Source organism: Nocardia sp. NBC_00511 (assembly GCF_045161165.1).
Taxonomy (GTDB): domain Bacteria; phylum Actinomycetota; class Actinomycetes; order Mycobacteriales; family Mycobacteriaceae; genus Nocardia.
In genome coordinates this window covers 1,629,518-1,653,435 of record NZ_CP107849.1, presented here as the reverse complement: position 1 = coordinate 1,653,435, position 23,918 = coordinate 1,629,518, and the positions used below count along the sequence as shown (strand labels likewise).

21 protein-coding genes are annotated in these 23,918 nt (G+C 67.5%); 5 read left to right on the top strand and 16 right to left on the bottom strand.

All coding sequences use genetic code 11. The annotated features are described in order from the left end of the window. Positions 1–67 precede the first annotated feature (67 nt). A complete protein-coding gene (locus tag OG300_RS07880) occupies positions 68–1,186 on the bottom strand; it encodes a DUF5685 family protein (RefSeq protein WP_405493655.1) in 1,119 nt (372 codons plus the stop codon). A gap of 78 nt (positions 1,187–1,264) precedes the next feature. Then, complete coding sequence (locus tag OG300_RS07875; protein WP_405493653.1) at positions 1,265–2,122, bottom strand: LysR family transcriptional regulator; 858 nt, start codon at positions 2,120–2,122, stop codon at positions 1,265–1,267. 124 nt (positions 2,123–2,246) lie between these two features. Here OG300_RS07875 and OG300_RS07870 point away from each other — a divergent pair, with 124 nt between their 5' ends. Next, positions 2,247–2,960, top strand: coding sequence for an SDR family oxidoreductase (locus OG300_RS07870; protein ID WP_405493651.1), 714 nt, complete (start codon positions 2,247–2,249; stop codon positions 2,958–2,960). 188 nt (positions 2,961–3,148) lie between these two features. Here the strand turns inward: OG300_RS07870 and kstD are convergent, their stop codons facing one another. The 10 genes from kstD to uvrC all read right to left on the bottom strand — a co-directional run bounded on the left by kstD (position 3,149) and on the right by uvrC (position 14,744). Then, entirely contained in the window at positions 3,149–4,828 is a 1,680-nt protein-coding gene (gene kstD, locus OG300_RS07865; RefSeq protein WP_405493649.1) for a 3-oxosteroid 1-dehydrogenase, read from the bottom strand. Positions 4,829–4,877: 49 nt separating this feature from the next. Continuing rightward, positions 4,878–5,471, bottom strand: a complete 594-nt coding sequence (locus OG300_RS07860) for a TetR/AcrR family transcriptional regulator (RefSeq protein ID WP_405493647.1) — start codon at positions 5,469–5,471, stop codon at positions 4,878–4,880. Between the two features lie 195 nt (positions 5,472–5,666). Beyond that, positions 5,667–6,092, bottom strand: coding sequence for a nitroreductase/quinone reductase family protein (locus tag OG300_RS07855; RefSeq protein WP_405493645.1), 426 nt, complete (start codon positions 6,090–6,092; stop codon positions 5,667–5,669). Positions 6,093–6,185: 93 nt separating this feature from the next. Further along, positions 6,186–6,971 (bottom strand): triose-phosphate isomerase, encoded by a 786-nt coding sequence (tpiA, locus tag OG300_RS07850; RefSeq protein ID WP_405493643.1) that lies wholly within the window; start codon positions 6,969–6,971, stop codon positions 6,186–6,188. Positions 6,972–6,974: 3 nt separating this feature from the next. After that, on the bottom strand, positions 6,975–8,186 hold the full coding sequence (locus OG300_RS07845; protein WP_405493641.1) for a phosphoglycerate kinase: 1,212 nt from the start codon (positions 8,184–8,186) through the stop codon (positions 6,975–6,977). A 6-nt stretch (positions 8,187–8,192) separates the two neighbouring features. Further along, a complete protein-coding gene (gene gap / locus OG300_RS07840; protein WP_405493639.1) occupies positions 8,193–9,212 on the bottom strand; it encodes a type I glyceraldehyde-3-phosphate dehydrogenase in 1,020 nt (339 codons plus the stop codon). Positions 9,213–9,429: 217 nt separating this feature from the next. Beyond that, positions 9,430–10,413 carry a DNA-binding protein WhiA gene (whiA, locus tag OG300_RS07835; RefSeq protein ID WP_405493637.1) on the bottom strand — a complete coding sequence of 328 codons (984 nt, stop codon included), beginning with the start codon at positions 10,411–10,413 and terminating at the stop codon, positions 9,430–9,432. After that, positions 10,404–11,468: a uridine diphosphate-N-acetylglucosamine-binding protein YvcK gene (yvcK, locus tag OG300_RS07830; RefSeq protein WP_405493635.1), complete on the bottom strand. Its 1,065-nt coding sequence runs from the start codon at positions 11,466–11,468 to the stop codon at positions 10,404–10,406. The genes whiA and yvcK overlap by 10 nt, the downstream gene beginning before the upstream one ends. After that, positions 11,465–12,448 carry an RNase adapter RapZ gene (gene rapZ, locus OG300_RS07825; protein WP_405493633.1) on the bottom strand — a complete coding sequence of 328 codons (984 nt, stop codon included), beginning with the start codon at positions 12,446–12,448 and terminating at the stop codon, positions 11,465–11,467. Before rapZ ends, yvcK begins: the two co-directional genes overlap by 4 nt. Positions 12,449–12,737: 289 nt before the next feature. Then, positions 12,738–14,744 carry an excinuclease ABC subunit UvrC gene (uvrC, locus tag OG300_RS07820; protein ID WP_405493631.1) on the bottom strand — a complete coding sequence of 669 codons (2,007 nt, stop codon included), beginning with the start codon at positions 14,742–14,744 and terminating at the stop codon, positions 12,738–12,740. A 101-nt stretch (positions 14,745–14,845) separates the two neighbouring features. On the opposite strand from uvrC, the gene OG300_RS07815 reads away from it, so the two are divergent. After that, the gene (locus OG300_RS07815; protein ID WP_405493629.1) at positions 14,846–15,058 is read left to right on the top strand and encodes a hypothetical protein; all 213 of its coding nucleotides are present in this window, start codon (positions 14,846–14,848) and stop codon (positions 15,056–15,058) included. A gap of 131 nt (positions 15,059–15,189) precedes the next feature. Continuing rightward, positions 15,190–15,534, top strand: a complete 345-nt coding sequence (locus tag OG300_RS07810; protein WP_405493627.1) for a hypothetical protein — start codon at positions 15,190–15,192, stop codon at positions 15,532–15,534. Positions 15,535–15,555: 21 nt separating this feature from the next. On the opposite strand, the gene OG300_RS07805 is transcribed toward OG300_RS07810, so the two are convergent. After that, a complete protein-coding gene (locus OG300_RS07805; RefSeq protein ID WP_405498499.1) occupies positions 15,556–16,767 on the bottom strand; it encodes a winged helix-turn-helix domain-containing protein in 1,212 nt (403 codons plus the stop codon). A 104-nt stretch (positions 16,768–16,871) separates the two neighbouring features. On the opposite strand from OG300_RS07805, the gene OG300_RS07800 reads away from it, so the two are divergent. Further along, a complete protein-coding gene (locus OG300_RS07800) occupies positions 16,872–18,539 on the top strand; it encodes an FAD-binding dehydrogenase (RefSeq protein WP_405493625.1) in 1,668 nt (555 codons plus the stop codon). Positions 18,540–18,608: 69 nt separating this feature from the next. On the opposite strand, the gene OG300_RS07795 is transcribed toward OG300_RS07800, so the two are convergent. Together OG300_RS07795 and OG300_RS07790 are read right to left on the bottom strand one after the other, a co-directional pair. Then, positions 18,609–19,109 carry a hypothetical protein gene (locus tag OG300_RS07795; RefSeq protein ID WP_405493623.1) on the bottom strand — a complete coding sequence of 167 codons (501 nt, stop codon included), beginning with the start codon at positions 19,107–19,109 and terminating at the stop codon, positions 18,609–18,611. 240 nt (positions 19,110–19,349) lie between these two features. Beyond that, entirely contained in the window at positions 19,350–20,819 is a 1,470-nt protein-coding gene (locus tag OG300_RS07790; protein WP_405493621.1) for an amino acid permease, read from the bottom strand. Between the two features lie 263 nt (positions 20,820–21,082). On the opposite strand from OG300_RS07790, the gene OG300_RS07785 reads away from it, so the two are divergent. After that, positions 21,083–23,044, top strand: coding sequence for a gamma-glutamyltransferase family protein (locus OG300_RS07785; RefSeq protein ID WP_405493619.1), 1,962 nt, complete (start codon positions 21,083–21,085; stop codon positions 23,042–23,044). A gap of 31 nt (positions 23,045–23,075) precedes the next feature. Here OG300_RS07785 and OG300_RS07780 read toward each other — a convergent pair whose 3' ends face one another. Beyond that, on the bottom strand, positions 23,076–23,474 hold the full coding sequence (locus OG300_RS07780; protein WP_405493617.1) for a hypothetical protein: 399 nt from the start codon (positions 23,472–23,474) through the stop codon (positions 23,076–23,078). Positions 23,475–23,918 lie beyond the last annotated feature (444 nt).

Genomic DNA, 23,918 nt, shown 5'->3' with positions numbered 1-23,918 from the left:
CCCGCTTCGGGGGAGCCGCGTAGCACACGTGGCGGGCGGGCACGCGCGGGTGACCCGTCCGCCGCGGTCAGCAATCACAGCAGGATTCCTCACAGCAGCAACAGCCTTCGCCGCAGCAGATGCAGTCGTCACAGCAGTCGCAGCAGGCACAGCACGCCATGCCCTCGCAGAACGGCACGCAGGAGCTCCGGCGGCGCGGCGCGCCACCGTAATAGCCCGGCGGCGGACCGTATCCCGGCGGCGGCGCACCCCACGGGCCCTGATCCCGATAGCCCCGACGCCGCCAGCGCGCGGTCGGCTCGGCGATGGCCACCCGGTTGGCGCACTCCTCGCGATGGCCGCCGAACGTGCGGCCCACCGAACGGCGCAGCTCGTGCTTCAGCAGCCGGTGCACCAGCCGATCATCGGTGAATTCCACTTCTTTCAAAGCCAATTCGATGCCGAGCAGCGCGTCGACGCACAGACGCTTGGCCTCATCGATCTCGGTTCCGGTGGCCACCAGCGGATTCCACTTGCCGTGCGCGAGATCCTCGCTGAGATCCTCCACCGCATCCACGAGATGCGCTATACGGCCGAACAATCGGCCCGCCTCGGTGAGCGCGAACTGATTGTTCGGACGACCGGACAGCAGCGCCGTGTGACCGAAGGCGGCGGCCGTGGCGGTCTCGGTCGGTTCGGTCAGCAGCAACAGCGGCGTGCCGAGCACCGCGGCCGCCTCCAGTTCGATCTGCCGGTCGACGGCGGTCAGCAGCACACCGGTGTCGAAACCCAGTCCGGCGGCGGTGGATTCGCCCTGGCGGGTCCAGCGTTGCGCGATCCGACGGGCAGCGGGGCGGAACGCGATCGTGCCGACCACACCGTCGCCGTCCTCGACGTGATCGCGAACCTTGGCCGCGGCCAGGACGAGCGAGACCGTAGCCGCCAGGCGCACGCAGTCACCCGTGGCGACGTCGGCGCGGCGCATACCGCGCAGGGCGCACGGTCCGGCGGCGCGCCGGGTGGGTGGCGCGGTGGACTGCGCCTCCACCAGGGCCGAAATGATCAGCCCGTCGTAATTCGTTGCCATGCGGGCACTGTGGCCGTGGTCGTCGCGTAGCGCGAGACACATCCCGCACAGTTGCGCCAACCAGGCCCGCCCGAGTTCCTCGCCCAGCCGATGACGGCAGGGGCGGATGATGCCGAACATCCTATCGACGGTAACCGCTGTTCGCGGATTCGGCCGCGAGAATCGAGATCGCCGGGGGCGACACGCCGCGATCGAATGTCACTGGGCGGCAAGGGCGGCGAACTCCGCGGCCAGCGGGTGCGGCCGCTCGGCGGACCACGCCACGCTCACCTGATTCGGCGCGATATCCGGGACCAGCGCGTACGCGATGTCCGGGCGGGTGTAGAAGGTCATCACCGACAGCGGCAGGAAGATGATGCCGTGCCCGGCGGCCACATGCTCGAGTTTCTCCTCGACCGAGTGGAACACCGGCGGCGTGGCGCGGTCGGCGACGCGGGATTCGGTTGCCAGCGCACGCCATTCGGGGACCAGGTCCGGGTCTTGCAGCAGGTGGTCGGTGGACAGGTCCGCGACGTCCACCAGCTCCTTGCCCGCGAATCGGTGCTCGGCGGAGAAGACGACGACGCGGGGTTCGGTGTGCAGCGCGAGCACCGTGAGGCCGTGGGCGTCGAAGGGTTCGCGCATGACGCTGACGTCGACGCGGCCGTCGTGGACGACTTCCGCCTGGTCGAACCAACCGGTTCGCACCAATTCGACGGTGAGCCCGGGATGCCGATCGGTCAACGCCCGCACGGCCGGAGTCACGATCAGGCCGGGCATGAATCCCACGGTGAACGTGTCGACGCCCGTGGCGGCACGAATCACCCTGCGTCGCAATGCTTCCGCGTTCGCAAGTAGCGGCCGGGCGTCGGCGAGCAACTGCTCTCCCGCCGCTGTCAGCTCGGTGCCGCGGCGATCGCGGGCGAACAGACGCGCGCCCAACTCCTCCTCGAGTGCGCGAATCTGCCGCGACAGCACCGGTTGCGCGATGTACAGCTCCTCGGCGGCCCGGCCGAAATGCAGGTGCTCGGCCACGGCGACGAAGTAGCGCAGCTTCCGCAGATCCACATCACTCATGATGCCTCCAGGGTATTACAGACGCCGCGATAGGTCTTGGACGGCAGGCACCCGCGAAACCCAAGGTGGACAGGCATACAGCGCACGGCATTCCCGCCGCGCACGGCATCCCGGAAGGAAGCTCATGTCTCTCGACGGACAGCAGATCGTCATCCTCGGCGGCACCACCGGCATCGGCTACGCGGTCGCCGCGGCCGCCGCCGGACAGGGTGCGAAGGTCACCGTGGTCTCCAGCCGCCAGGCCAATGTCGACCACGCCCTCGCCACCCTGCCCGAGGCCACCGGTCTGGTCGCCGATCTCACCGATACCGGCCGCGTCCGCGACCTCTTCGACGGATTGGGCGGCTTCGACCACCTCGTGTACACGGCGGGCGAACCCCTGCTCCTGTCCCCCGTCGCCGATCTCGACCTCGAGGCGGCCCGGAAGTTCTTCGAACTGCGCTACTTCGGCGTCCTGGCCGCCGTCCAGGCCGCCGCCCCGCACCTGCGCGTCGACGGATCGATCACCCTGACCACCGGTACGGCCAGCCCGCGCCCAGTGCCCGGCTCCTCGGTCGCCTCCAGCGTCTGCGGCGCGATCGAGGCACTCACCCGCGCCCTCGCGGTGGAACTCGCGCCGATCCGGGTCAACGCGGTCATGCCGGGCGTGGTCCGCTCCCCGCTGTGGAACTTCCCGGAGGAGCTGCGCGAACAGTTCTTCGCCGACACGGCCGCCGCCACCCCGCTGCACCGCGTCGCCGAGGTCGACGACATCGCCCAGGCCTTCCTGTTCTTCCTCACCCAGCCCCACGCGACCGCCACCATCCTGCCGTTGGACGGCGGCGCTGTGCTGGCGTGACAGCGCAACCCGCTGCCTCGCAGTCGAATCCGGACTCATCCGAAAACGGCTGCGGGGCAACCGGAACTCGATCCACGAAGGCCACGCAGGGCATCAGGCACCGACAACCGGAGCGCGCCAACGCACCGGATGCCATGTCCCCGCGAGCAAGTCCGGCCACAGTCGGATGCTCGCGGGGCGCTCGCGGGCTACTTGCCCGCGAGGTGCAGGGCGGCCAGGTAGCCGAAGACCAGGGCGGGGCCGATGGTGGCGCCGGGGCCCGCGTAGGTGTGGCCCATGACCGGGGAGCTGGCGTTGCCCGCGGCGTAGAGGCCCTCGATCACCGAATCGTCCTCGCGCAGTACGCGTCCGGAGATGTCTGTGACCAGGCCGCCCTTGGTGCCGAGGTCGCCGGGGACCAGTTTCGCGGCGTAGAAGGGGGCCTTGTCGAGGGCTCCGAGGTTGGGGTTCGGGTGGTTGCGGGGGTCGCCGTAGTAGTTGTCGTAGGCGCTCTCGCCGCGGCCGAAGTCCTCGTCACGGCCGGTGGCCGCGAAACCGTTGAGGCGGTTGATGGTCGCGGTCAACTGCTCGAGCGGGACTTCGATGCGGTCGGCGAGTTCGGTGAGGGTCTGGGCGCGGGTGAGGGCGCCGGATTTGAACCAGCGGCCGGGCAGGGGCTGGCGCGGGGGGACGCCCGCGAACTGGTAGCGGTTGCGGTAGCGCTGGTCGAAAATCAGCCAGGCGGGCAGGTTTTCGGCCGGGCCGCTGCCCTGGCCGTGCTCGCCGCCGTACATGCGGTGGGTGGCCTCCACGTAGGGCAGGCATTCGTTCATGAAGCGCTCACCGCGGGCATTGACGATGACGCTGCCGGGCAGATTGCGTTCGGCCAGGCAGAACCAGGCCTCGCGGGGCAGCGGGATGGACGGACCCCACCAGGCGTCGTCCATGAATTCGACTGCCGCGCCGACGGCTTGGCCCGCGCGGATGCCGTCACCGGTGTTGGCGGCCGCGCCGACCGTCCAGTCGGTGCCGATGGGATCGCGCTGGTACTGCTTGCGCATCACGTCGTTGTGCTCGAAACCGCCCGCGGCGATGATGACGCCGCGACGCGCGGTGATCACCTCCTCGCGGCCGTCGCGGTTGATCACCGCACCGGTCACGCGACCGTCCTGCTCGCACAGCTCGACGAGCGAAGTGTTCAGCCACACCGGCACATCCGCCGATCGCAGACCCAGGCGCAGCATGGCGCTCAGCGCCTGGCCGCGGGCCAGCAGGTGGCGCCGCAGCACCGACCCGGCCACCCAGCGGCCGAAGATGCCCGCTGCACTGGTCACGCTGCGCGGGTTGCGCAGTCCCAGGTGCAGCTGCCGGAACTCGGCCTGCGTGACCACCACGTTCTTCGGGGCCTTCGCGTAATCCGGTTCCAGATTGGCCAGCTCGTCCCCGAGTGCCCTGCCGTCGAACGGCTTCGGTTCGATCGACCGCCCGGCCGAACGTCCGCCGGGAGCCTCCGGGTAGTAGTCGGAGTAGCCGGGCACCCACCGCATGTCCAGCGGCGCGTGCGCGGCCAGGAAGTCGAAGGCCTCCGGGCCACGATCGAGGTAGGTGTCGATCCGCGCCGGGTCCACGCCGGGCCCGACGATGCCGTGGAGGTAGGTGCGGGCGGTCTCCGGATCGTCGCCCGGGGTGTCCCGGGTCAGCACCGAGTTGCCCGGAATCCACACGCCGCCACCCGAGCGGGCCGTGGAACCGCCCCAGTGCCCGGCCTTTTCGATGAGTACGGTCGAGAGTCCCTGTCGTGCCGCCGTGATGGCGGCGGCCATGCCCGCCGCACCCGAACCCACGACGATCACATCGACCGTCTCGGCGGTTGAACCGTCCTGCTGCATGTCGTACTCCATGTTCTCTTGTGTCGATCAGCCTGGCGGACCGGCGATTTCAGTCGTCGGCCCGCCAGCGTGCGCCGGCGACTGCGTCGAGTGCTCCTTCGACACAGACGGCCAGCGACATCTCCCGGTGGTGCGCCGAACGCAGCCACCGCAGGTATCCGAATTCCGCGGCCGCGAGCATCAGGTGCACCAGCAGGCCGGGGGTGCTGTCACGCTCGGGATCGCGTGACATGCGTTGTGCGACAAGCTCGACGAGGCGTTCGCGATGCTCGGGTTCGATCAGGGCGACCCGGTCGAGCAGGTGCGGGGCGGTCGCGAACGCGCTGCGCCACTGTTCCAGCTCGGTCACCGCGCGCGCGGTGGAGCGGGTCAGGATCGCCTGTGCGAGAGCGATATCCGCGGCCTCGGCGGCCGGTCGGGCCTCCAGCAGCGCCACGATGCCCTGGCCGCCCTCGCGCACCGGTTCCAGCAGCAGGTCCTCCTTGCTGCGGACGTGCCGGAAGTAGGTGCTGGCCGAGACCCCGGCCGCGGCCGCGATCTGTTCGGTCGTCACGGCGTCGAAACCGTGCTCGGCGAACAATGCGTATGCCGCGCGCTGGATTTCGTCACGGACCTGCCGACGTTGCCGCTCCCGCAAGGACATTCGAACCTCCTCTGTCCATGACAGTTTGTCCCTATATGGGAGTTACTGTCAAGACGAAAGCCGATGTCGACAAATCTGTGAAAGCGGGCGACGACCTGGCAATCCTCGGTCCCGGACACGATGAACCCCGCGCAGCCTGCTGCACGGGGTTCATCGAAACAGTCGCGGAACGCCTCCCGGCGTCCGGCTGGAAAACTATCGGTTACGACGCAGCGCCAGCACCGGAATGGTGCGGATGCCCGCGGTCTTCTCCGCGTACTCGGCGAAACCCGGGTAGCGGCTCGCCTGCTCGGTGTAGATGGTGTCGCGGTCCGCGCCGGTCACCTCGCTGACCTGCACCGGGAAGGTCTCGGTCCCGATCTCCACGGTGGTGTCACCGGCGGCGATCAGGTTGTGGTACCACTCCGGGTGCGTCGGCGCACCGGCCTTGGAGGCGAAGATGTAGTACAGGTTCGCGTCCTTGTCGTCCGCCATGTACATCAGCGGAATCTCCAGCTCGCGACCGCTCTTGCGGCCGCGGTGGTGCACCACGATCATCGGCGCGCCCTCGAACGGGCCGCCCACCCGCCCCTCATTGGCGCGGAACTCCTTGATGATGTTGGTATTCCAGTCATCGGTCATGCAGACCATTCTGTCGCAAAGGGCCGGGCATCCCGCGGATGCCCGGCCCTTTCGCTCACGATGATCGGATTACGGCTGTCACACCGATACGCCCTACGGCAGCGGACCACCGGCGGCGATCGCCGACAGGGTGGCGAATTCGTCGCCCTTGAGCGAGGCACCGCCCACCAGCGCGCCGTCGATATCGGTCTGACCGACCAGCTCGCCGACGTTCTTGGCGTTCACCGAACCGCCGTAGAGGACCCGAACACCGGCGGCCACTTCGGGATTCGCCAGTTCGGCGAGCTCCTTGCGGATCGCGCCGCAGACTTCCTGCGCGTCGGCCGGGGTGGCGACCTTGCCGGTGCCGATGGCCCAGACCGGCTCGTAGGCGATGACGACCTTGGAGATCTCCTCGGCGGTCAGGCCCTTGAGCGAGCCGCGCAGCTGCTCGAGGTTGTACTCGACGTGGGTCTTGGACTCACGAATGCCCAGGCCCTCGCCGATGCACACGATCGGCGTGATGCCGAACTTGAGCGCCTGCTTGGCCTTGGCCAGCACGGTGGCGTCGTCCTCGAGGTGGTACTGGCGACGCTCGGAGTGGCCGACCACGACGAACGAGCAGCCCAGCTTCGCGAGCATGGAACCGCTGATCTCGCCGGTGTAGGCGCCCTCGTCGTGGGTCGAAACGTCCTGTGCGCCATAGGTGAGCAGCAGCCGGTCGCCCTCGACCAGCGTCTGCACGCTGCGCAGGTCGACGAACGGCGGGATCACCGTGACGTCGACCTTGTCGAAGTACTTCTCCGGCAGGGCGAAAGCGATCTTCTGCACCAGGGAGATGGCCTCGAGGTGATTGAGGTTCATCTTCCAGTTGCCGGCGATCAAAGGCTTACGTGCCATGGTTCAGTCCTCCAGAACCGAAAGGCCCGGAAGTTCCTTGCCCTCCAGGTATTCCAGCGACGCACCGCCGCCGGTGGAGATGTGCGAGAAGCCCTCGTCCGGCAGGCCCAGCGTGCGCACGGCCGCGGCCGAATCGCCGCCGCCGACCACGGTGAACGCGCCCTTGCCGGTCGCGACCGAAATCGCTTCCGCCACAGCGCGAGTGCCGTCGGCGAACTTCTCGAACTCGAACACGCCCATCGGGCCGTTCCAGAACACCGTCTTGGCCTCGGTCAGCAGCGCCGCGAAACGCTTGGCCGACTCCGGACCGATGTCCAGGCCCATCCAGCCGTCGGGAATCTCGTTGGCGGAGACCACCTTCGAGTCCGCGTCGGCCGCGAACTTGTCCGCCACAACGAAGTCCACCGGCAGGTGGATGACGTCGGCGTACTTGTCCAGCAGACCCTTGCAGGTGTCGATCATCTCTTCCTGCAGCAGCGAGGTGCCCACCGAGAGTCCCTGCGCCGCAAGGAAGGTGAAGCACATGCCGCCACCGATGACCAGCGTGTCGACCTTCGGCGCGAGCGCCTCGATGACGGCCAGCTTGTCGGAGACCTTCGAACCACCCAGCACGACGGCGTAAGGCCGCTCGGTGTTCTCGGTGAGCTTCTTCAGCACCTCGGTCTCGGCCGCGACCAGCGTGCCCGCGTAGTGCGGGAGCAGCTTGGCCACGTCGTAGACCGACGCCTGCTTGCGGTGCACGACACCGAAACCGTCGGACACGAACGCGCCGTCGTCGCCGACCAGCTCGACCAGGGCCCGGGCGAGCTTGGCGCGCTCGGCCTCGTCCTTGCTGGTCTCGCGGGCGTCGAAGCGAATGTTCTCCAGCAGCAGCACATCACCGTCGGTGAGGCCCTCGCTGCGGGCGAGCGCGTCCTGGCCGACGACATCACCGGCGAGCTGGACGTTGCGGCCCAGTTCCTCGGCGAGGCGCGCGGCCACGGGCGCGAGGGAGAACTTCGGATCCGGCTCACCCTTGGGGCGACCCAGGTGCGCGGTGACTACCACCTTCGCGCCGGCCTCGACCAGCGCCTTGATGGTGGGAACCGACGCGATGATGCGGCCCGGATCGGTGATGGTGCCGTTATCGAGGGGAACGTTCAGGTCGGAGCGTACGAGTACGCCCCGCCCTTCGACACCCTCGTTCAGCAGATCCTGGAGTGTCTTGATCGTCATCGGCGCTTAGAGGGACTTGCCGACGAGGCCGATGAGGTCGACCAGACGGTTGGAGTAGCCCCACTCGTTGTCGTACCAGGAGGCGACCTTGACCTGGTTGTCGATGACTGCGGTCAGCGGCGCGTCGTAGATCGAGGAGTGCGGGTCGGTCACGATGTCGGAGGAGACGATCGGATCGACGTTGTACTTCAGGATGCCCTTCATCGGGCCGTCCGCGGCGGCCTTCATGGCGGCGTTGATCTCGTCGATCGACGCGGCGCGAGCCAGGTCCACGGTGAGGTCGGTGAGCGAACCGGTCGGAACCGGCACGCGCAGCGCGTAACCGTTGAGCTTGCCGAGCAGCTCGGGCAGCACCAGGCCGATGGCCTTGGCGGCACCGGTGCCGGTGGGCACGATGTTCAGCGCGGCGGCGCGGGCGCGACGCAGATCCGAGTGCGGGGCGTCCTGCAGGTTCTGGTCCTGCGTGTACGCGTGCACGGTGGTCATCAGACCACGCTCGATGCCGAAGGAGTCGTTGAGCACCTTGGCAATCGGACCCAGGCAGTTGGTGGTGCACGAGGCGTTCGAGATGATGTTCTGCGAACCGTCGTACTTGTCGTCGTTGACGCCCATCACGATGGTGATGTCCTCGCCCTTGGCGGGCGCGGAGATGATGACCTTCTTGGCGCCGGCGGCCAGGTGGCCCTTGGCCTTGGTCGCGTCGGTGAAGATACCGGTGGACTCGACGACCACGTCGACACCCAGGTCGCCCCACGGCAGGGCCGCCGGGCCCTCCTTGATGGCGAGGGCGGTGAGGCGCTGGTCGCCGACCACGATGGTCTCGTCGCCGTCGAGCGAGACGTCCTGCGGCAGACGCCCGAGGATGGAGTCGTACTTGAGCAGGGTCGCCAGCGTCTTGTTGTCGGTCAGGTCGTTGACCGCCACGATTTCGATGTCGGTGGTGCCGAGGGCTTTCTGCGCCTCGACCGCCCTGAAGAAGTTACGCCCGATGCGGCCGAAGCCGTTGATCCCTACCCGGACAGTCACGTTTTCGCTCCTCAGCTTTCAAGCGGATCGTTTCCGTTGCTCCGATAACCCTAGACCTGTTACGGAAACATCACGGACACGCCCCCGCCACGGTGAAACCTCGGACTGTTCACAAACGTCACATACGCCGAGAAGCGCCGCCACCCAGGGGGTTGCGGCGCTTCCGGACGGGATTATTCGAGGCTGCGATAGCAATCACGTACCGCTGGTGCGTGAATCAGGCCTCTTCGAGCAGCTCTGCGGTGACGGCGGATTCGGTGTCGGGGACGCCGAGTTCCTTGGCACGGCGGTCCGCCATCGACAGCAATCGCCGAATACGGCCCGCCACAGCGTCTTTGGTCATCGGCGGGTCGGCCAGCTGACCGAGTTCCTCCAGTGACGCCTGCCGGTGCAGCACGCGCAACTTGCCCGCCGCGGCCAGATGGTCGGGTACATCGTCGGCCAGTATTTCCAGCGCGCGCTCCACGCGGGCGGCCGCGGCCACCGCGGCCCGGGCCGAACGACGCAGGTTGGCGTCGTCGAAGTTGGCCAGGCGGTTGGCCGTCGCCCGGACCTCGCGCCGCATGCGGCGCTCCTCCCAGGTGAGCCGGGTGTCCTGCGCACCCATGCGGGTGAGCAGGGCGCCGATGGCCTCGCCGTCGCGCACCACCACGCGGTCGGTGCCGCGCACCTCGCGGGCCTTGGCCGAGATGCCCATCCGCCGTGCGGCGCCCACCAGGGCGAGAGCCGCCTCGGGGCCGGGGCAGCTCACCTCGAGCGCCGAGGAGCGCCCGGGTTCGGTGAGCGAGCCGTGCGCGAGAAACGCTCCGCGCCAAGCGGCTTCGGCATCACCGATGCTGCCGCCGACCACCTGCGCGGGCAACCCGCGCACCGGCCTGCCGCGCACATCGAGCAATCCGGTCTGGCGCGCGAGCGCCTCGCCTTCCTTGGAAACCCTTACTACGTACCGGGAGGTTTTACGCAGCCCACCAGCACCGAGAACATGCACGTCCGAGCCATAGCCGTACAGCTCGAAAATCTCTCGACGCAACCGACGCGCGATGGAACCCATGTCCACCTCGGCCTCGACGATCACCCGACCGCCGACGATGTGCAATCCACCGGCGAACCGCAGTAGCGCGGACAGTTCCGCCTTGCGCGAACTCACCTGTGATACAGAGAGTCGGCTCAGCTCGTCCTTCACTTCCGCTGTCATCGCCACGAGACGCGCTCCTTTCCACCCAACCCGGACCGCACGTGTTGGCCCATATGACGTCCTTCGACTCGAAGCCCTGCCAATTCCGGCCGAGGTTGCCGGATCACCTGATCCAGTGCGGCGGCAAGCTTTCCGGGGTGGTGCCGGTCCGTCCCCGCCTCGGCGACATCAGCGAAGGTTACTCGCGCTCGCAGTTGTTCGGCAGCTCTTGCCAGATGTTCGCGTTCTCTACCCTCGGGTACGGAACCGGAGTCCACCAGAACATGGTCGACTGTGAAATCCGGTGCGTGCTGGGACAATACATGCAGGTGCCGCTCCGCGGAGAATCCGGCCGTTTCGCCCGGTTCGGCAGCGAGGTTGAGCACCAGCACTTTCCGCGCTCGGGTGTGCAACAGAGCTTCGTGCAAATCGGGCACGAGCACGTGCGGAATGACGCTCGTGAACCAGCTTCCCGGACCCAGCACCACCACGTCCGCGTGCTCGATCGCCGAGGTCGCCTGGGTGCAGGCGGGTGGATCCGACGGAATCAGCCGCACCCGGCGCACCTTGCCGGGCGTGGTCGCGACTGCCACCTGACCCCGAATGCAACGGCTCACGCGCGGATCGCCTTCCAGCCCAGAGACATCCGCCTCGATGGTCAGCGCGATGGGCGACATGGGCAGTACCCGGCCGGTGATTCCGAGGATCTTGCCGGCCTCCTCGAGCGCGGCGACCGGGTCGCCCAGCTCCTCGGTGAGACCGGCCAGAATCAGATTGCCGACCGAATGCCCGGCCAGTGCGCCGGTGCCGCCGAAGCGGTGCTGCAGGGTCCGCGCCCACCTGCCGTCGGGCTCTTCGGCCAAGGCGGCCAGCGCCATTCGCAGATCGCCCGGCGGCAGCATGCCGAGCTCGGAACGTAGGCGTCCCGACGAGCCGCCGTCATCGGCGACGGTGACCACCGCGGTGATCTCGTGGGTCAGACGGCGGATCGCCGTCAATGTCGAATACAGTCCGTGCCCGCCGCCCAGTGCGACGATCGCCTGATCGGCGGTCCGGCCCGAATTCGTCTCGCGCGCGCTCATTCTCGCCCCAGATCCCGGTGCACGACGCGCACCACGTCCCCCGGCTCATCGCTCGAGCCCAGGGCGTCGCCCAGCGCTTCCGCCATCGCCACACTGCGGTGTTTACCGCCGGTGCAGCCCACTGCCACGGTCATGTATCGCTTCCCCTCTTGGCGGTAGCCTTCGGTCGTCAGGTCGACCAGATGCCGCGCGGTGCCCAGATAATCCTCGGCACCCGGGCGCGACAACACATACTCGCTGACCGGGGCATCCTGCCCGGTTTTCTCGCGAAGTTCCGGCACCCAATGCGGATTGGGCAGAAAACGCAAATCCAGCACCATATCCGCGTCCAGTGGTACGCCGTATTTGAATCCGAAGGATTGGATGGTGAGCTGCAGGACCGCCGCGGCGTCGCCGCCGTAGGCCTCCTCCAACTTGCGGTGCAGCTGATGGATCGACAGCGCGGTGGTGTCGATGACCAGATCGGCCGCGGTCTTGACGGTGTCGAGGCGACGGCGTTCGGCCGCGATACCGGCGGTCAAAGTGCCGTCGGCACTCTCGCCCTGCAGCGGATGCCGCCGCCGGGCGAATCCGAAACGCCTGATCAGGACGTCGTCGGAGGCTTCCAAAAACAGGATGCGGGTACGCACGCCCGCGGCGCGCAGCTGTTCGCTCACCGCGGCGAGATTCCCGGTGAAGAACCGATTACGCACATCCATCACGAGTGCGAGCTTGCGGACTGGTGGATCCGCGGATTCGCCGAGCTCCACCATCCGGACGATCAGCTCGGGCGGTAGGTTGTCGGCGACGTAGTAGCCGAGGTCCTCGAGGACCCGGGCGGCGGTGCCGCGGCCCGCGCCGGACAGGCCGGTCACGATGACGACTTCCACCGGGGTGGATTCGGGGGCCGGGCGCGAGCGCCGAGCCGTCGGCTGTGGGTGACCTGTGCGGTTGTCATTGCTGTTCTGGGCCGTATCAGTACTGGCTTCGACGCGCGTCATGTCCTACCGGTTCGTGTCTGGGGGTCCCTCGATCATCCTGCACCGATGGGTGAAACCACGGCAGGCACACGGCGGGAGCGCAACACAGCTGTGATTTCCGCTCCCGACCTGCACACACGGCGTGTCGCAATTTTTCCGCTCGGCGTGTCGCACTCTACCCGGTAAGTCCCGAACCGACTCGCCGAACCCGGTGGCTACCGACCCGGCAGTACGGCCGGAACGGTCTCTAAGCGCGAGCCCGCGGCGGCGCGGCCGGTCCGGCGCAACCAGGTTGCACCAGAAGCAACGACTATTGGGCCTGCAGCGCGGCGAGCACGGCCTTGGCCGTCGCCACCCCGATGCCCGGGACCTCGATGATCTGCTCCACCGTAGCCTGCTTGAGCTTGGCCACCGATCCGAAATGCGTGACCAGAGCCGTCTTTCGCGCCGACCCCAGTCCGGGCACCGAATCCAGCGCCGACTCCGTCATCCGCCGCGACCGCTTGGAGCGGTGGAAGGTGATGGCGAAGCGGTGCGCCTCGTCGCGCACCCGCTGCAGCAGGTAGAGCGCCTCGCTGGTGCGTGGCATGATCACCGGGTCCGATTCGTTGGGGACCCAGACTTCTTCCAGGCGCTTGGCCAGGCCGATCACGGCCACATCGGTGATGCCGAGTTCGTCGAGCACCTCGGCGGCGGCGTTCACCTGCGGCTGGCCGCCGTCGACCACATACAGGTTGGGCGGATAGGCGAAGCGGCGCGGCCTGCCCGTTTTAGGATCAATGCCCGGAAGGCCGGATTCGCTTGGATCCGAACCACTTTCGGCCGCCTCGAGCTCCGCGGCCTCGGCGGCGTCGAGGTCGCGGCGCAGCTTGCCGAAGCGCCGCCGGGTCACCTCGGCGATGCTGCCGACATCGTCGGAGCGGCCGTCCCCGGCGGCCTCCTTGATGGCGTAGTGCCGGTACTCCGACTTGCGGGCCAGTCCGTCCTCGAAGACGACCAGGGAGGCCACCACGTCGGTGCCCTGCACGTGCGAGATGTCCACGCACTCGATGCGCAGCGGGGCGCTGTCCAATTCCAGGGCGTCCTGGAGTTCCTGTAGCGCGGCCGAGCGCGCGGTCAGATCCCCCGCGCGGCGAAGCTTGTGCTGCGCCAAGGATTCCTGCGCGTTGCGCTGCACGGTCTCGGCGAGGGCCTTCTTGTCCCCGCGCTGCGGCACCCGCAACTGCACCGCCGATCCGCGCAGGTCCGAGAGCCACTGCTGGACCTGTTCGGCATCGTTGGGCAGCGCCGGGACCAGCACCTCGCGCGGGACCACGGCACCGGGCTGGTCTTCGCCGCTCTGCTCGGCGACCGAGGTCTGCTCGCCGTAGAACTGGGTCAGGAACTGTTCGACCAGGGCCGCCAGCTCCCCCTCCGTACCGACCGCGTCGATGGCGTCACCGGACTTGTCGACCACCCAGCCGCGCTGACCGCGTACCCGGCCGTCACGCACATGGAAGATCTGCACCGCGGTTTCCAGCTCGTCGATCGCGAAGGCGACCACGTCGGCGTCGGTGCCGGTGCCCAGCACCACGGCCTGCTTCTCGAGCGCGCGCTTGAGCGCCTGCACGTCGTCGCGCAGGCGGGCGGCCAGTTCGAAGTCCAGTTCGTCGGAGGCGTCGAGCATGCGCCGCTCGAGCTGCTTGACCAGGCGGTCGGTCTTACCGGAGAGGAAGTCGCAGAAGTCGTCGACGATCTGCCGGTGCTCGCCCGCGCTGACCCGCCCGATGCACGGCGCGGAGCACTTGTCGATGTAGCCGAGCAGGCACGGCCGCCCGATCTGACTGTGCCGCTTGAAGACTCCCGCCGAGCAGGTGCGCACCGGGAACACCCGCAGCAGCAGATCCAGGGTCTCGCGAATGGCCCAGGCGTGGGCGTAGGGGCCGAAGTAGCGCACGCCCTTCTTGCGCGCACCCCGGTAGACGAACACCCGCGGGTAGTCCTCGCCGAGGCTGACCGCCAGCACCGGATACGACTTGTCGTCGCGGTAGCGGACATTGAAGCGCGGATCGAATTCCTTGATCCAGTTGTATTCCAGCTGTAGCGCTTCCACCTCGGTGGAGACCACGGTCCACTCGACACCGGCGGCGGTGGTGACCATCTGGCGGGTGCGCGGATGCAGCGACGAGATGTCGGCGAAGTACGAGTTCAACCGGCTGCGCAGGCTTTTCGCCTTGCCGACGTAGATGACCTGCCCGAATTTGTCCCGGAACTTGTAGACGCCGGGTTCGACGGGAATGGTGCCCGGCGCGGGCCGGTACGTCGCGGGATCTGCCACCCGTCCAGGTTAGTCAGTACCTCCGACACTCGAATTCCGGACCATCCACGGCCCGCGCGGCGACGAAGTATCGACAAGATCAGTTCGAAGAAGGGAACGTCATGATCCGCCTCCGTCTGCGCCGCCGCTCGCTCGCCCTCGCGGGAGCCGTGTGCCTGGCCGCCGCCGCACTGGTCGCGCTGTCCATCCCCGCCGAGGCGGACACCGAGGCCGGGGCCACCCTCGTCACCGGCGACTATCTGAAGCACGTGTCGCCGGTGCTGGTCTGTGCTGGGCCGGTGCGGAATTCGACGGCCCGGCTGCTGGTCGCCTGACTCCCGCGCGCCGCGACGGACACGCCACGCCGGAAACCCGATCTCCGCGAGGTTCCCGGTCCCAGCGGTTCGCGCGGTCAGTATGGGGGCGAACTGTTGAAGATCTGTCCGTTGACGAGGGAGCTTGTTTGATGACGAACCATCTCCACCCGCGCAGCCGATCCTTCGCGATCGTCTCCGCACTCGGTATCGGCGCGACCACCCTGATCAGCCTGGCCGGTGCTCCGGCCGCGCACGCCGATCAGGTCTGCCGCATCGACCGGACGCTCGACACCGCCACCTTCACCTGCCCGGCGGACACCTGGTACGCCGCCGTGGTGGAGTGTGTGGGCGCCCGCAAGCTCGGCAACGGCTACCAGTCCCCCACCTACATCGTGGGTGACTCGCCGCGACCGCTGATGCCGATGACCATCGAGTGCACCGGCGACGGCAAGCAGGGCTACGTGCTCAACGCGTACACCGATGGGCCGTTCTGACCCGTCCGCCCGCTAGTCGGATCAGGCGATCTCGCGCCGCAGAAGCGTTGCGAGATCGCCTTTTTCGCCCAGTTCGACCGTCTCGAGTTCGAGCCAGTCGGCCATCTCCCGCAGTGCCCCCGCCAAGGCGTTCGCCACGCGTGCGGTGGCGTGGCCGGGCTCGGCGAACACGCCGGGAGCCAGCAGCCGCCCGGTGCCGCGTTCGGCACGCAGGTCCACCCGGGCGACCAGTTCACCGTCGAGCAGGAACGGGAAGACGTAATAGCCGTGCACGCGTTTGTGTTCCGGCGTGTAGATCTCGATGCGGTAGTGGAAGTCGAAGAGCCGCTCGGTGCGATCACGGAAGAAGATCAGCGGATCGAACGGGCACAGCAGGGCCGCGCCGCGCACGGTCCGCGGCGTCCGCGCGGAGGCGTGCCGGTAAGCGGGTTTGTCCCAGCCCGCGACCGTGACCCGCTCCAACTCCCCCGCGTCCAGCAGGTCGGCGATGGCGGGCTCGGTCTGGCTGCGATGCAGCCGGTAGTAGTCGCGCAGATCGGTTTCGGTGCCGACGCCGTGTGCCGTGGCGGCCCGGCGCACCAGCTCGCGCACCGCGTCGGCCTCATCCACCTCGCGCGACAGCACGGTGGCGGGGATGACGTTCTCGGTGCGGTCGTAATGCCGTTGGAAGCCAACCCTTTTGGGCACGGTCAGTTCCCCGGCCGCGAACAGCGCCTCGCACACCACCTTGGTGTCGCTGAAGTTCCAGCCCCAATTGTCCTTGGCGCGTGGGCGATCCAGCTCCAGATGCCGTTCGATCTCACCCGCGGTGCTCGGCCCGAATTCCTTGACCACGCCCAGTACGTCGTCGGCCAGCCCCGGATTGCGTTCCAGCACCTGGCGCATCCCGTTCCAGCGCCCGTGCCGGTACTTGGCCATCCGCCAGCGCATCAGCGGCCAGTCCTCGACCGGCAGCAGCGCGGCCTCGTGCGCCCAGTATTCGATGAGCTGTCGCGGTCGTCGCGCGGTGTCCGCCCAGGCCATCTCGTCGAGGAGTGCGCGATCGTAGGCCCCGATCCGGCTGAAAACCGGGGCGTAGTGGGCGCGCACCACCGCCGACACCGAATCCAGTTGCAGCAGCCGGGTGTGCTCGAGCACCCGCAGCAGCGTGCGTCTGGTCGGCGGGGTGGCCGGACGGGCGGCGGCGAACCCCTGGGCGGCGAGCGCGGTGCGACGCGCCGCGGCGTGTGTCATGGAACCGGTCGAGGAAATCGGCACACTCGAACCATGCCATGCCCAACCGACATCCTTTTTCGATACATTTGTGTATCGAACTTCTACGACGCAAGGAAAACGGCATGATCGACAACCCGGATGTCATCGTCGTCGGGGCCGGCCTCGCCGGTCTGGTCGCCACCCACGAGCTGGTCAAGGCCGGTAAGCGGGTCCTGATCCTGGATCAGGAGAACCGCGCCAACCTCGGCGGTCAGGCGTTCTGGTCGCTGGGCGGGCTGTTCTTCGTCGACAGCCCCGAGCAGCGCCGCCTCGGCGTGAAGGACAGTCTCGAGCTCGCCCTGCAGGACTGGATGGGCTCGGCCGGGTTCGATCGCGAGGAGGACGAGGACCTCTGGGCCAAGCAGTGGGCACGCGCCTACGTCGAGTTCGCCGCCTCCGAGAAGCGCGACTACCTGCACGAGCTCGGTCTGCGGGTGACCCCGCTGGTCGGCTGGGCGGAGCGCGGCGGTGAGAGCGCCGACGGTCACGGCAACTCGGTGCCGCGCTTCCATCTGACCTGGGGCACCGGCCCGGAGGTGGTGCGGGTGTTCCAGGAACCGGTGCTGGCCGCCGAGGCGCGCGGGCAGGTCGGCTTCGCGTTCCGCCATCGGGTCGACGAGCTCATCGTCGAGGACGATGCGGTGGTCGGCGTGCGCGGCGGGGTGCTGGAGGCCAGCGAGGCCGAGCGCGGTGTCGCGTCCTCACGAACCGTGGTGGGCGAGTTCGAGATTCGCGCCAAGGCGGTGATCGTGTCCTCCGGCGGTATCGGCCACAATCACGAACTCATTCGCCGCAACTGGCCCACCGAACGGCTGGGTCCGTGCCCGGAGCACATGATCTCGGGCGTGCCCGCGCATGTGGACGGCCGCATGCTGGGCATCACCGAGCAGGCCGGTGGGCGCATCGTGAACCGGGATCGCATGTGGCACTACACCGAGGGCATCCACAACTGGGATCCGATCTGGCCCGACCATGCCATCCGGATCATTCCGGGGCCGTCGTCGCTGTGGTTCGACGCCAATGGAAAGCGCATGACCGCACCGGCTTTCCCGGGTTTCGACACCAACGCCACCATGAAGCAGATCCTGGCGACCGGCTACGACTACTCGTGGTTCATTCTCACCCAGTCGATCATCGAGAAGGAGTTCGCGCTCTCGGGGTCGGAGCAGAATCCGGATATCACCGGCAAGGATCTGAAGCTGACCTTCAAGAGCCGGGTGGCCAAGGGCGCGCCCGGACCGATCGAGGCGTTCAAGAAGCACGGCTCCGACTTCGTGGTGGCCGACAATCTCGCCGAGCTGATCGCGGGGATGAACAAGATCTCACGCGGCCCGCAGTTGGACGCCGCCGATATCGAACGCCAGATCGTGGCGCGCGACCGCGATGTCGAGCACAAGTTCAGCAAGGACGCCCAGCTGATGGCGATCGGCAATGCCCGCCGCTACCTGGGCGACAAGCTGGGCCGGGTGGCCACGCCGCACAAGATCCTCGATCCGGCACACGGTCCGCTGATCGGCGTGCGGCTCAATATCCTGAGCCGAAAGACGTTGGGCGGCTTGCAGACCAACCTCGACTCGCAGGTGATCCGGCCCGACGGCAGCGCCTTCCCGGGCCTGTACGCCGCGGGTGAGGTGGCCGGTTTCGGCGGTGGCGGCGTGCACGGCTACAACGCGCTCGAGGGCACCTTCCTGGGCGGCTGCATCTTCTCCGGTCGCGCCGCCGGTCGCGCCCTGGGGCGCAGCCTGAAGTAGCCGGGGCCGCAACATATTTCGGTTGACACGGTTACGTTCCGCCCGGGTGAAGGCCCGGGCGGAACGGAGTCATTCGGCGGGCGCGAACCAGGTGTAGACGTCGCGGCGCAGCAGCAGACCCAGCACGCTGGCCGAGGCCATGATGGCCAGCAGGACGGTGAACGGCCCTACGCCCGCGGGCATATCGTCGGTGACCAGGGTGAAGATGCTGTGGCAGGCTTGCAAACTGGTCAAACCCAGTGCCCCGGCCCAGACCCAGCGCGAGCGCAGCGCGAACAGCAGTGCCACGCCACCGGTCGCCCAGGCCGCGAAGAAGTGACCGATGCTGCCGAGTACGCAGTTCACCCCGCCCATCGTGGACACCACGCAGTGCAGCAGCGCCAATCCCGTCGCGGCCAGCGCCGCGTACTGGGTTTCGCGCACCTTGGCGGGTACGTCGATCTCGGTTCCGTCCAGCCGACGCCCCCGGACCACCCCGAGCAGCCGCTCGAAAAGCGTGGCTGGAACAGCGTTTCCCACATCCGCCGGCGAGATATCCACCTCGTCGACCATGGCCGCGTGCGAACTCACAGCACTCCTCATCGAGTAACCCCTGTTGCGCGCCCCCTGCGAACGCGCAGCACCTGACGCTAACCAAATGTTCGGATTCCGGACAATCCGCTTGGCAAAGTTATGACCATGGCCACAACCGATAGTGCGCGGCGCAAACAGTGATCTCGAACACACAACGGCCGCACGCGATTTCGCGTGCGGCCGTAGAAAAGTGCTGGTCCGGAGACAGCTTCGCAGTCTACCTCCGGGAGCCGGAAACTACTTGTCGTCCATCGGGATCGGCGGAATCACCGGGAATTCGCCGGTATATCCCTCGCGCATTTTCGCGATGGCCAGCACTCGCGGGCTGGCAATCTTCCAGCCGATGGCCAACGCGGGCACGATGATCACCAGGCTGGCCACCGTCCAGGTGCCCACCGGATGGTCGAATGCCATCAGCACCACGACGCAGGCCAGGAAGATCAGCGTGGCGATACCGGTGTAGGGCGCGCCGAACATTCGGAACGCGGGCCGCTCGGCCTGCCCCTTGCGCCACCAGTAGTACAGCTTCAGCTGACACGCCACGATGGTCGCCCACGAGGCGAGGATGCCCAGCGAGGCCACGTTCAGCACGATCTCGAAGGCCTGCGAGGGCACCAGGTAGTTGAGCCAGATGCCGCACAGCGCGATGGCACTGGTCAGCAGGATGCCGCCGTACGGCACACCGGCACTCGACATGCGCGCGGTGAATTTCGGCGCGCTGCCGTTCATCGACATCGACCGCAGGATGCGCCCGGTGGAATACAGTCCGGCGTTCAGGCTCGACAGCGCGGCGGTCAGCACCACGAAGTTCATGATCGAACCCATGTGTGCCACACCGAGTTTGCCGAAGAAGGTGACGAAGGGGCTCTCACCGGACTTGTAGTCGCTGTAGGGCAGCAGCAGCGCCAGCAGGATCACCGAGCCGCAGTAGAACAGCGCGATCCGCATGATCACCGAGTTGATGGCGCGCGGCATGATCTTAGCCGGGTTCTCGGTCTCGCCCGCCGCGATGCCGACCATTTCGACTGCGGCGTAGGCGAATACGACGCCGGAGGTGACGGTCACCAGGGGCAGCACGCCGGTCGGGAACCAGCCGCCCGCGTCGGAGACCATGCGCAGGCCGGTGCTCTTGCCGTCGACCTCGAAGCGCCCGGCCAGGAATACGGTGCCGACGACGAGGAAGGTGACCAGGGCCAGCACCTTGATCATGGCGGCCCAGAACTCCATCTCGCCGAACCATTTCACCGAGGCCAGGTTGATGCCGAGCACGATGATCAGCGCGCCCAGCGCCAGCAGCCACTGCGCGACCGGTTGGAACGGCCCCCAGTAGTGCAGGTAGGTGGCGACGGCGGTGGTGTCCACGATGCCGGTCATCGACCAGTTCAGGAAGTACATCCACCCGGCGACGAAAGCGGCCTTCTCACCGAAGAATTCGCGCGCGTAGGAGACGAACGAGCCCGAGGACGGGCGGTGCAGCACCAGTTCGCCGAGGGCGCGCAGGATGAAGAAGACGAAGATGCCACAGATCAGGTACACCACGAACAGTGATGGCCCGGCGTTGGCGAGGCGACCTCCGGCGCCCAGGAACAGTCCGGTGCCGATGGCGCCACCGATGGCGATCATCTGCAATTGCCGTGGTTTCAGCGCTTTGTGATAGCCGCTGTCCTCGGCATTGAGGTTGGTGGCATTAGTCCGGATCTCGGTCATTCGCCGGGTTAACCCTCCGCAATCGTGAGTTGAGGCACGCTGAGGGTACCTTGCGGTTTGCTGTGCGTGGCAATGCCGCTCCGAACAGGGGAATTTTGGGCAAACAGCTCCCGGTGGAGTCGGTCATGGGATCAATTTATTGGCGATTGCCATGAAAGTGCCGATGATTCATAGGTATCCGTCGGCTCGGCATATCCGGACAATCCCCACCCGTGGCGGGTCAAAGCCGCGCTCATCACCGGGCCCGGGTTTACAGTCCGATCATGAGGCGCTTGCGACGGCAGACCGGGAGCGGCGCTGCCGCCCTGCTGCTGCTACTGGGATTGGTCACCGCCTGCTCGTCCTCGACGGACGACGCCGGGGCGTCGTGCACGGTGTCCCCCAACGGAACTCCGGTCACCTCGGGCCTGCCCAGCGGCTCGAACTCCACGAATCTGGCCGAGCATCCCGAACTGGCCACCGGGTATCGCACCGGGATGAAACCGGTGCGCACCAGCGGATTCGCGGTGTCGACCGCGAATCCCGTTGCCACCGAGGCGGCCTGCAAGGTGCTGCGCGACGGCGGTACCGCCGCGGACGCGCTGATCGTCGCGCAGACCGTGCTCAATCTGGTGGAACCGCAGGCCACCGGGATCGGCGGCGGCGCGTTCCTGATGTACTACGACGCCACGACCAAGACGGTGGACGCCTACGACGGCCGCGAGACCGCGCCCGCGGCGGCCACCGAGGACTATCTGCGCTACGTGAGCGCCACCGATCACACTGCGCCGCAACCGAAGCCGCAGGCCAGCGGGCGTTCCATCGGCGTTCCGGGGGTGCTGCGACTGTTGGAGCTGGCACACAACGAGCACGGTAAGCAGGCTTGGCGGGACCTGTTCTCCCCCGCGATCTCGCTGGCGGACAACGGATTCCAGATCTCGCCGCGAATGGCCAGTCAGATCGCGGCGTCCGCACCCGACCTGGCCCGTGACGACAACGCGCGCGGCTACTTCCTCAATGCCGACGGCAGCCCGAAGCAGGCGGGCAGCACGCTCACCGATCCGGCGCTGGCCAAGACCTTCTCGGCCATCGCCTCGGACGGCCCGAACGCCTTCTATACCGGGGCCATCGCCGCCGACATCGTGGACGCGGCGACGACGAGTTCGGGTGGTCGCACCCCGAGCTTGATCTCGACCGCGGATCTGTCCGGCTACCAGGCCAAGAAGCGCACCGCGGTGTGCTCGCCGTATCGCGGCCACGAGATCTGCGGAATGCCGAACCCCTCCTCCGGCGGCATCACGGTGGAGTCGACGCTCGGCATCCTGTCGAACTTCGATCTGGCGTCGATGAAACCCACAGGCCTGGACGGTGATTCGGATGCCGCCCGCAATGGCGGCGTCCCGACGGCGGCGGCCGTGCACCTGATCGCCGAGGCCGAGCGGCTGGCCTACGCCGATCGCGACAAGTACATCGCCGACACCGATTTCGTTCCACTGCCGGGCAATTCGCCGCAGACTCTACTGGACCCGAACTACCTGAAGCAGCGCGCGAGCCTCATCGATCCGAATCACAGCATGGGTACCGCCAAAGCCGGTGACCTGGGCCCGGTTCCGCTCGGCAACGCGCCACAGCAGCCCGAGCACGGCACCAGCCAGATCTCCATCGTCGACAAGTACGGCAACGCGGCGTCCATGACCACCACCGTCGAATCTGCCTTCGGCTCCTTCCATCTCGTCGACGGCTTCCTACTCAACAACCAGCTCACCGACTTCTCCATGCAGCCGGTCGACAAGGACAACGTCCCCATCGCCAACCGCATCGACCCCGGCAAACGCCCCCGGAGCTCCATGGCCCCCACCCTGGTCTTCGACCGCAACCCCGACGGCTCCCGCGGCCCCCTCAGCCACGTCACCGGCTCCCCCGGCGGCGCGGTCATCATCCAGTTCGTAGTGAAAACCCTGGTAGCCATGCTGGATTGGGGCCTGAACCCCCAGCAGGCGGTCTCGATGATCGACTTCGGCGCCTCCAACACCCCGATCACCGGTGTCGGCGGTGAACACCCGGCGGTGAACATCGCCGACGGCGGCAGCCACGACGCCCTGGTCCAGGGCCTACGCGCCCTGGGCGATCAGGTCTCCGTCGACGCCCAGTCCAGCGGCTTGTCGGCACTGGTCCGCGACGGCAACGGCTGGATCGGCGGCGCGGACCCGCGCCGTGAAGGCGCAGTGCTCGGCGGGCCCCGCTAGACCCGGTAGCCGCAGTGGCCCGGGCCGCATTTCAAAGGTCGATGCGGCTCGGGAAGCGCAGTATGGTCGCGGGTTTCGGTCCGAAGTCGTCCGTCAGTCGTTCCACTGCGGCCTGAACGCGGGCACATGGCGGATCGCAGTCGCGGTGACGCACCGTGGCCTCGATCGCCTCTGACTGCGTCATCGGACTCTCGTACACGGCGACGGCGTGCTGTTCGAGCATCTTCAGGCGTGGGCCGTATTGCTCCACTTCAGTGCAGTCCGGTCCGAACTCGACTATCTGCTTCGCCCAATGCCATTCATTGTGGGCGGCGATCTCGAGCAACCGTTGCAAGCGGCCGCAGCTCTTGGCGGAATGTCCAGGTCCGGCAATGCAGTTGCGATGCGGGTACAGCAGCGCTCGAACTCCGTGCGGATAGCGCAGATCCACCCGGTACGCCGAAACGGGGTGATGGTCGAGTCGTGAGGAAACGCCGGTCATCGCCGGTGCTCCCGTGCTGGGCCGCCCACACGGTGCTTGCCATGTACGGGTCGCGCTGCAACGGGATAGATGCTGCCAGTCGACAATTGGAGCCGGAACGCGGCGGGTCGAACTTGGCGTCTGCCGCTGTCTCTATCGCTGCCGCGCAGATCGGTCGCCAGCGTGCCGACCACGGCGATCAGCCCGCCGATGACAAGAATGAGGAAAGCCCAAGATTCCCAAAGCATTTGAATGTCCCCTTTGTGGTAATTGCTCTGGTTGCTGAATGGCGAAGACTCGGCCGAGGTAGTCGCCTAGCGCTATGGGTCAAGTAGACACCGAATTCCTCCAACTGGCCGCACTAAATGGCCCGGCCGTGAAATCCTGTTGGAGGTCCAGATTGTGGCGGTCCAA

Bases quoted from the DNA above. Each gene is read 5' to 3' on its own strand.
- OG300_RS07880 (WP_405493655.1), bottom strand. From the start codon at position 1,186: ATGTTCGGCATCATCCGCCCCTGCCGTCATCGGCTGGGCGAGGAACTC.
- OG300_RS07875 (WP_405493653.1), bottom strand. From the start codon at position 2,122: ATGAGTGATGTGGATCTGCGGAAGCTGCGCTACTTCGTCGCCGTGGCC.
- OG300_RS07870 (WP_405493651.1), top strand. From the start codon at position 2,247: ATGTCTCTCGACGGACAGCAGATCGTCATCCTCGGCGGCACCACCGGC.
- kstD (WP_405493649.1), bottom strand. From the start codon at position 4,828: ATGCAGCAGGACGGTTCAACCGCCGAGACGGTCGATGTGATCGTCGTG.
- OG300_RS07860 (WP_405493647.1), bottom strand. From the start codon at position 5,471: ATGTCCTTGCGGGAGCGGCAACGTCGGCAGGTCCGTGACGAAATCCAG.
- OG300_RS07855 (WP_405493645.1), bottom strand. From the start codon at position 6,092: ATGACCGATGACTGGAATACCAACATCATCAAGGAGTTCCGCGCCAAT.
- tpiA (WP_405493643.1), bottom strand. From the start codon at position 6,971: ATGGCACGTAAGCCTTTGATCGCCGGCAACTGGAAGATGAACCTCAAT.
- OG300_RS07845 (WP_405493641.1), bottom strand. From the start codon at position 8,186: ATGACGATCAAGACACTCCAGGATCTGCTGAACGAGGGTGTCGAAGGG.
- yvcK (WP_405493635.1), bottom strand. From the start codon at position 11,468: ATGAGCGCGCGCGAGACGAATTCGGGCCGGACCGCCGATCAGGCGATC.
- rapZ (WP_405493633.1), bottom strand. From the start codon at position 12,448: ATGACGCGCGTCGAAGCCAGTACTGATACGGCCCAGAACAGCAATGAC.
- OG300_RS07815 (WP_405493629.1), top strand. From the start codon at position 14,846: ATGATCCGCCTCCGTCTGCGCCGCCGCTCGCTCGCCCTCGCGGGAGCC.
- OG300_RS07810 (WP_405493627.1), top strand. From the start codon at position 15,190: ATGACGAACCATCTCCACCCGCGCAGCCGATCCTTCGCGATCGTCTCC.
- OG300_RS07805 (WP_405498499.1), bottom strand. From the start codon at position 16,767: ATGACACACGCCGCGGCGCGTCGCACCGCGCTCGCCGCCCAGGGGTTC.
- OG300_RS07800 (WP_405493625.1), top strand. From the start codon at position 16,872: ATGATCGACAACCCGGATGTCATCGTCGTCGGGGCCGGCCTCGCCGGT.
- OG300_RS07790 (WP_405493621.1), bottom strand. From the start codon at position 20,819: ATGACCGAGATCCGGACTAATGCCACCAACCTCAATGCCGAGGACAGC.
- OG300_RS07785 (WP_405493619.1), top strand. From the start codon at position 21,083: ATGAGGCGCTTGCGACGGCAGACCGGGAGCGGCGCTGCCGCCCTGCTG.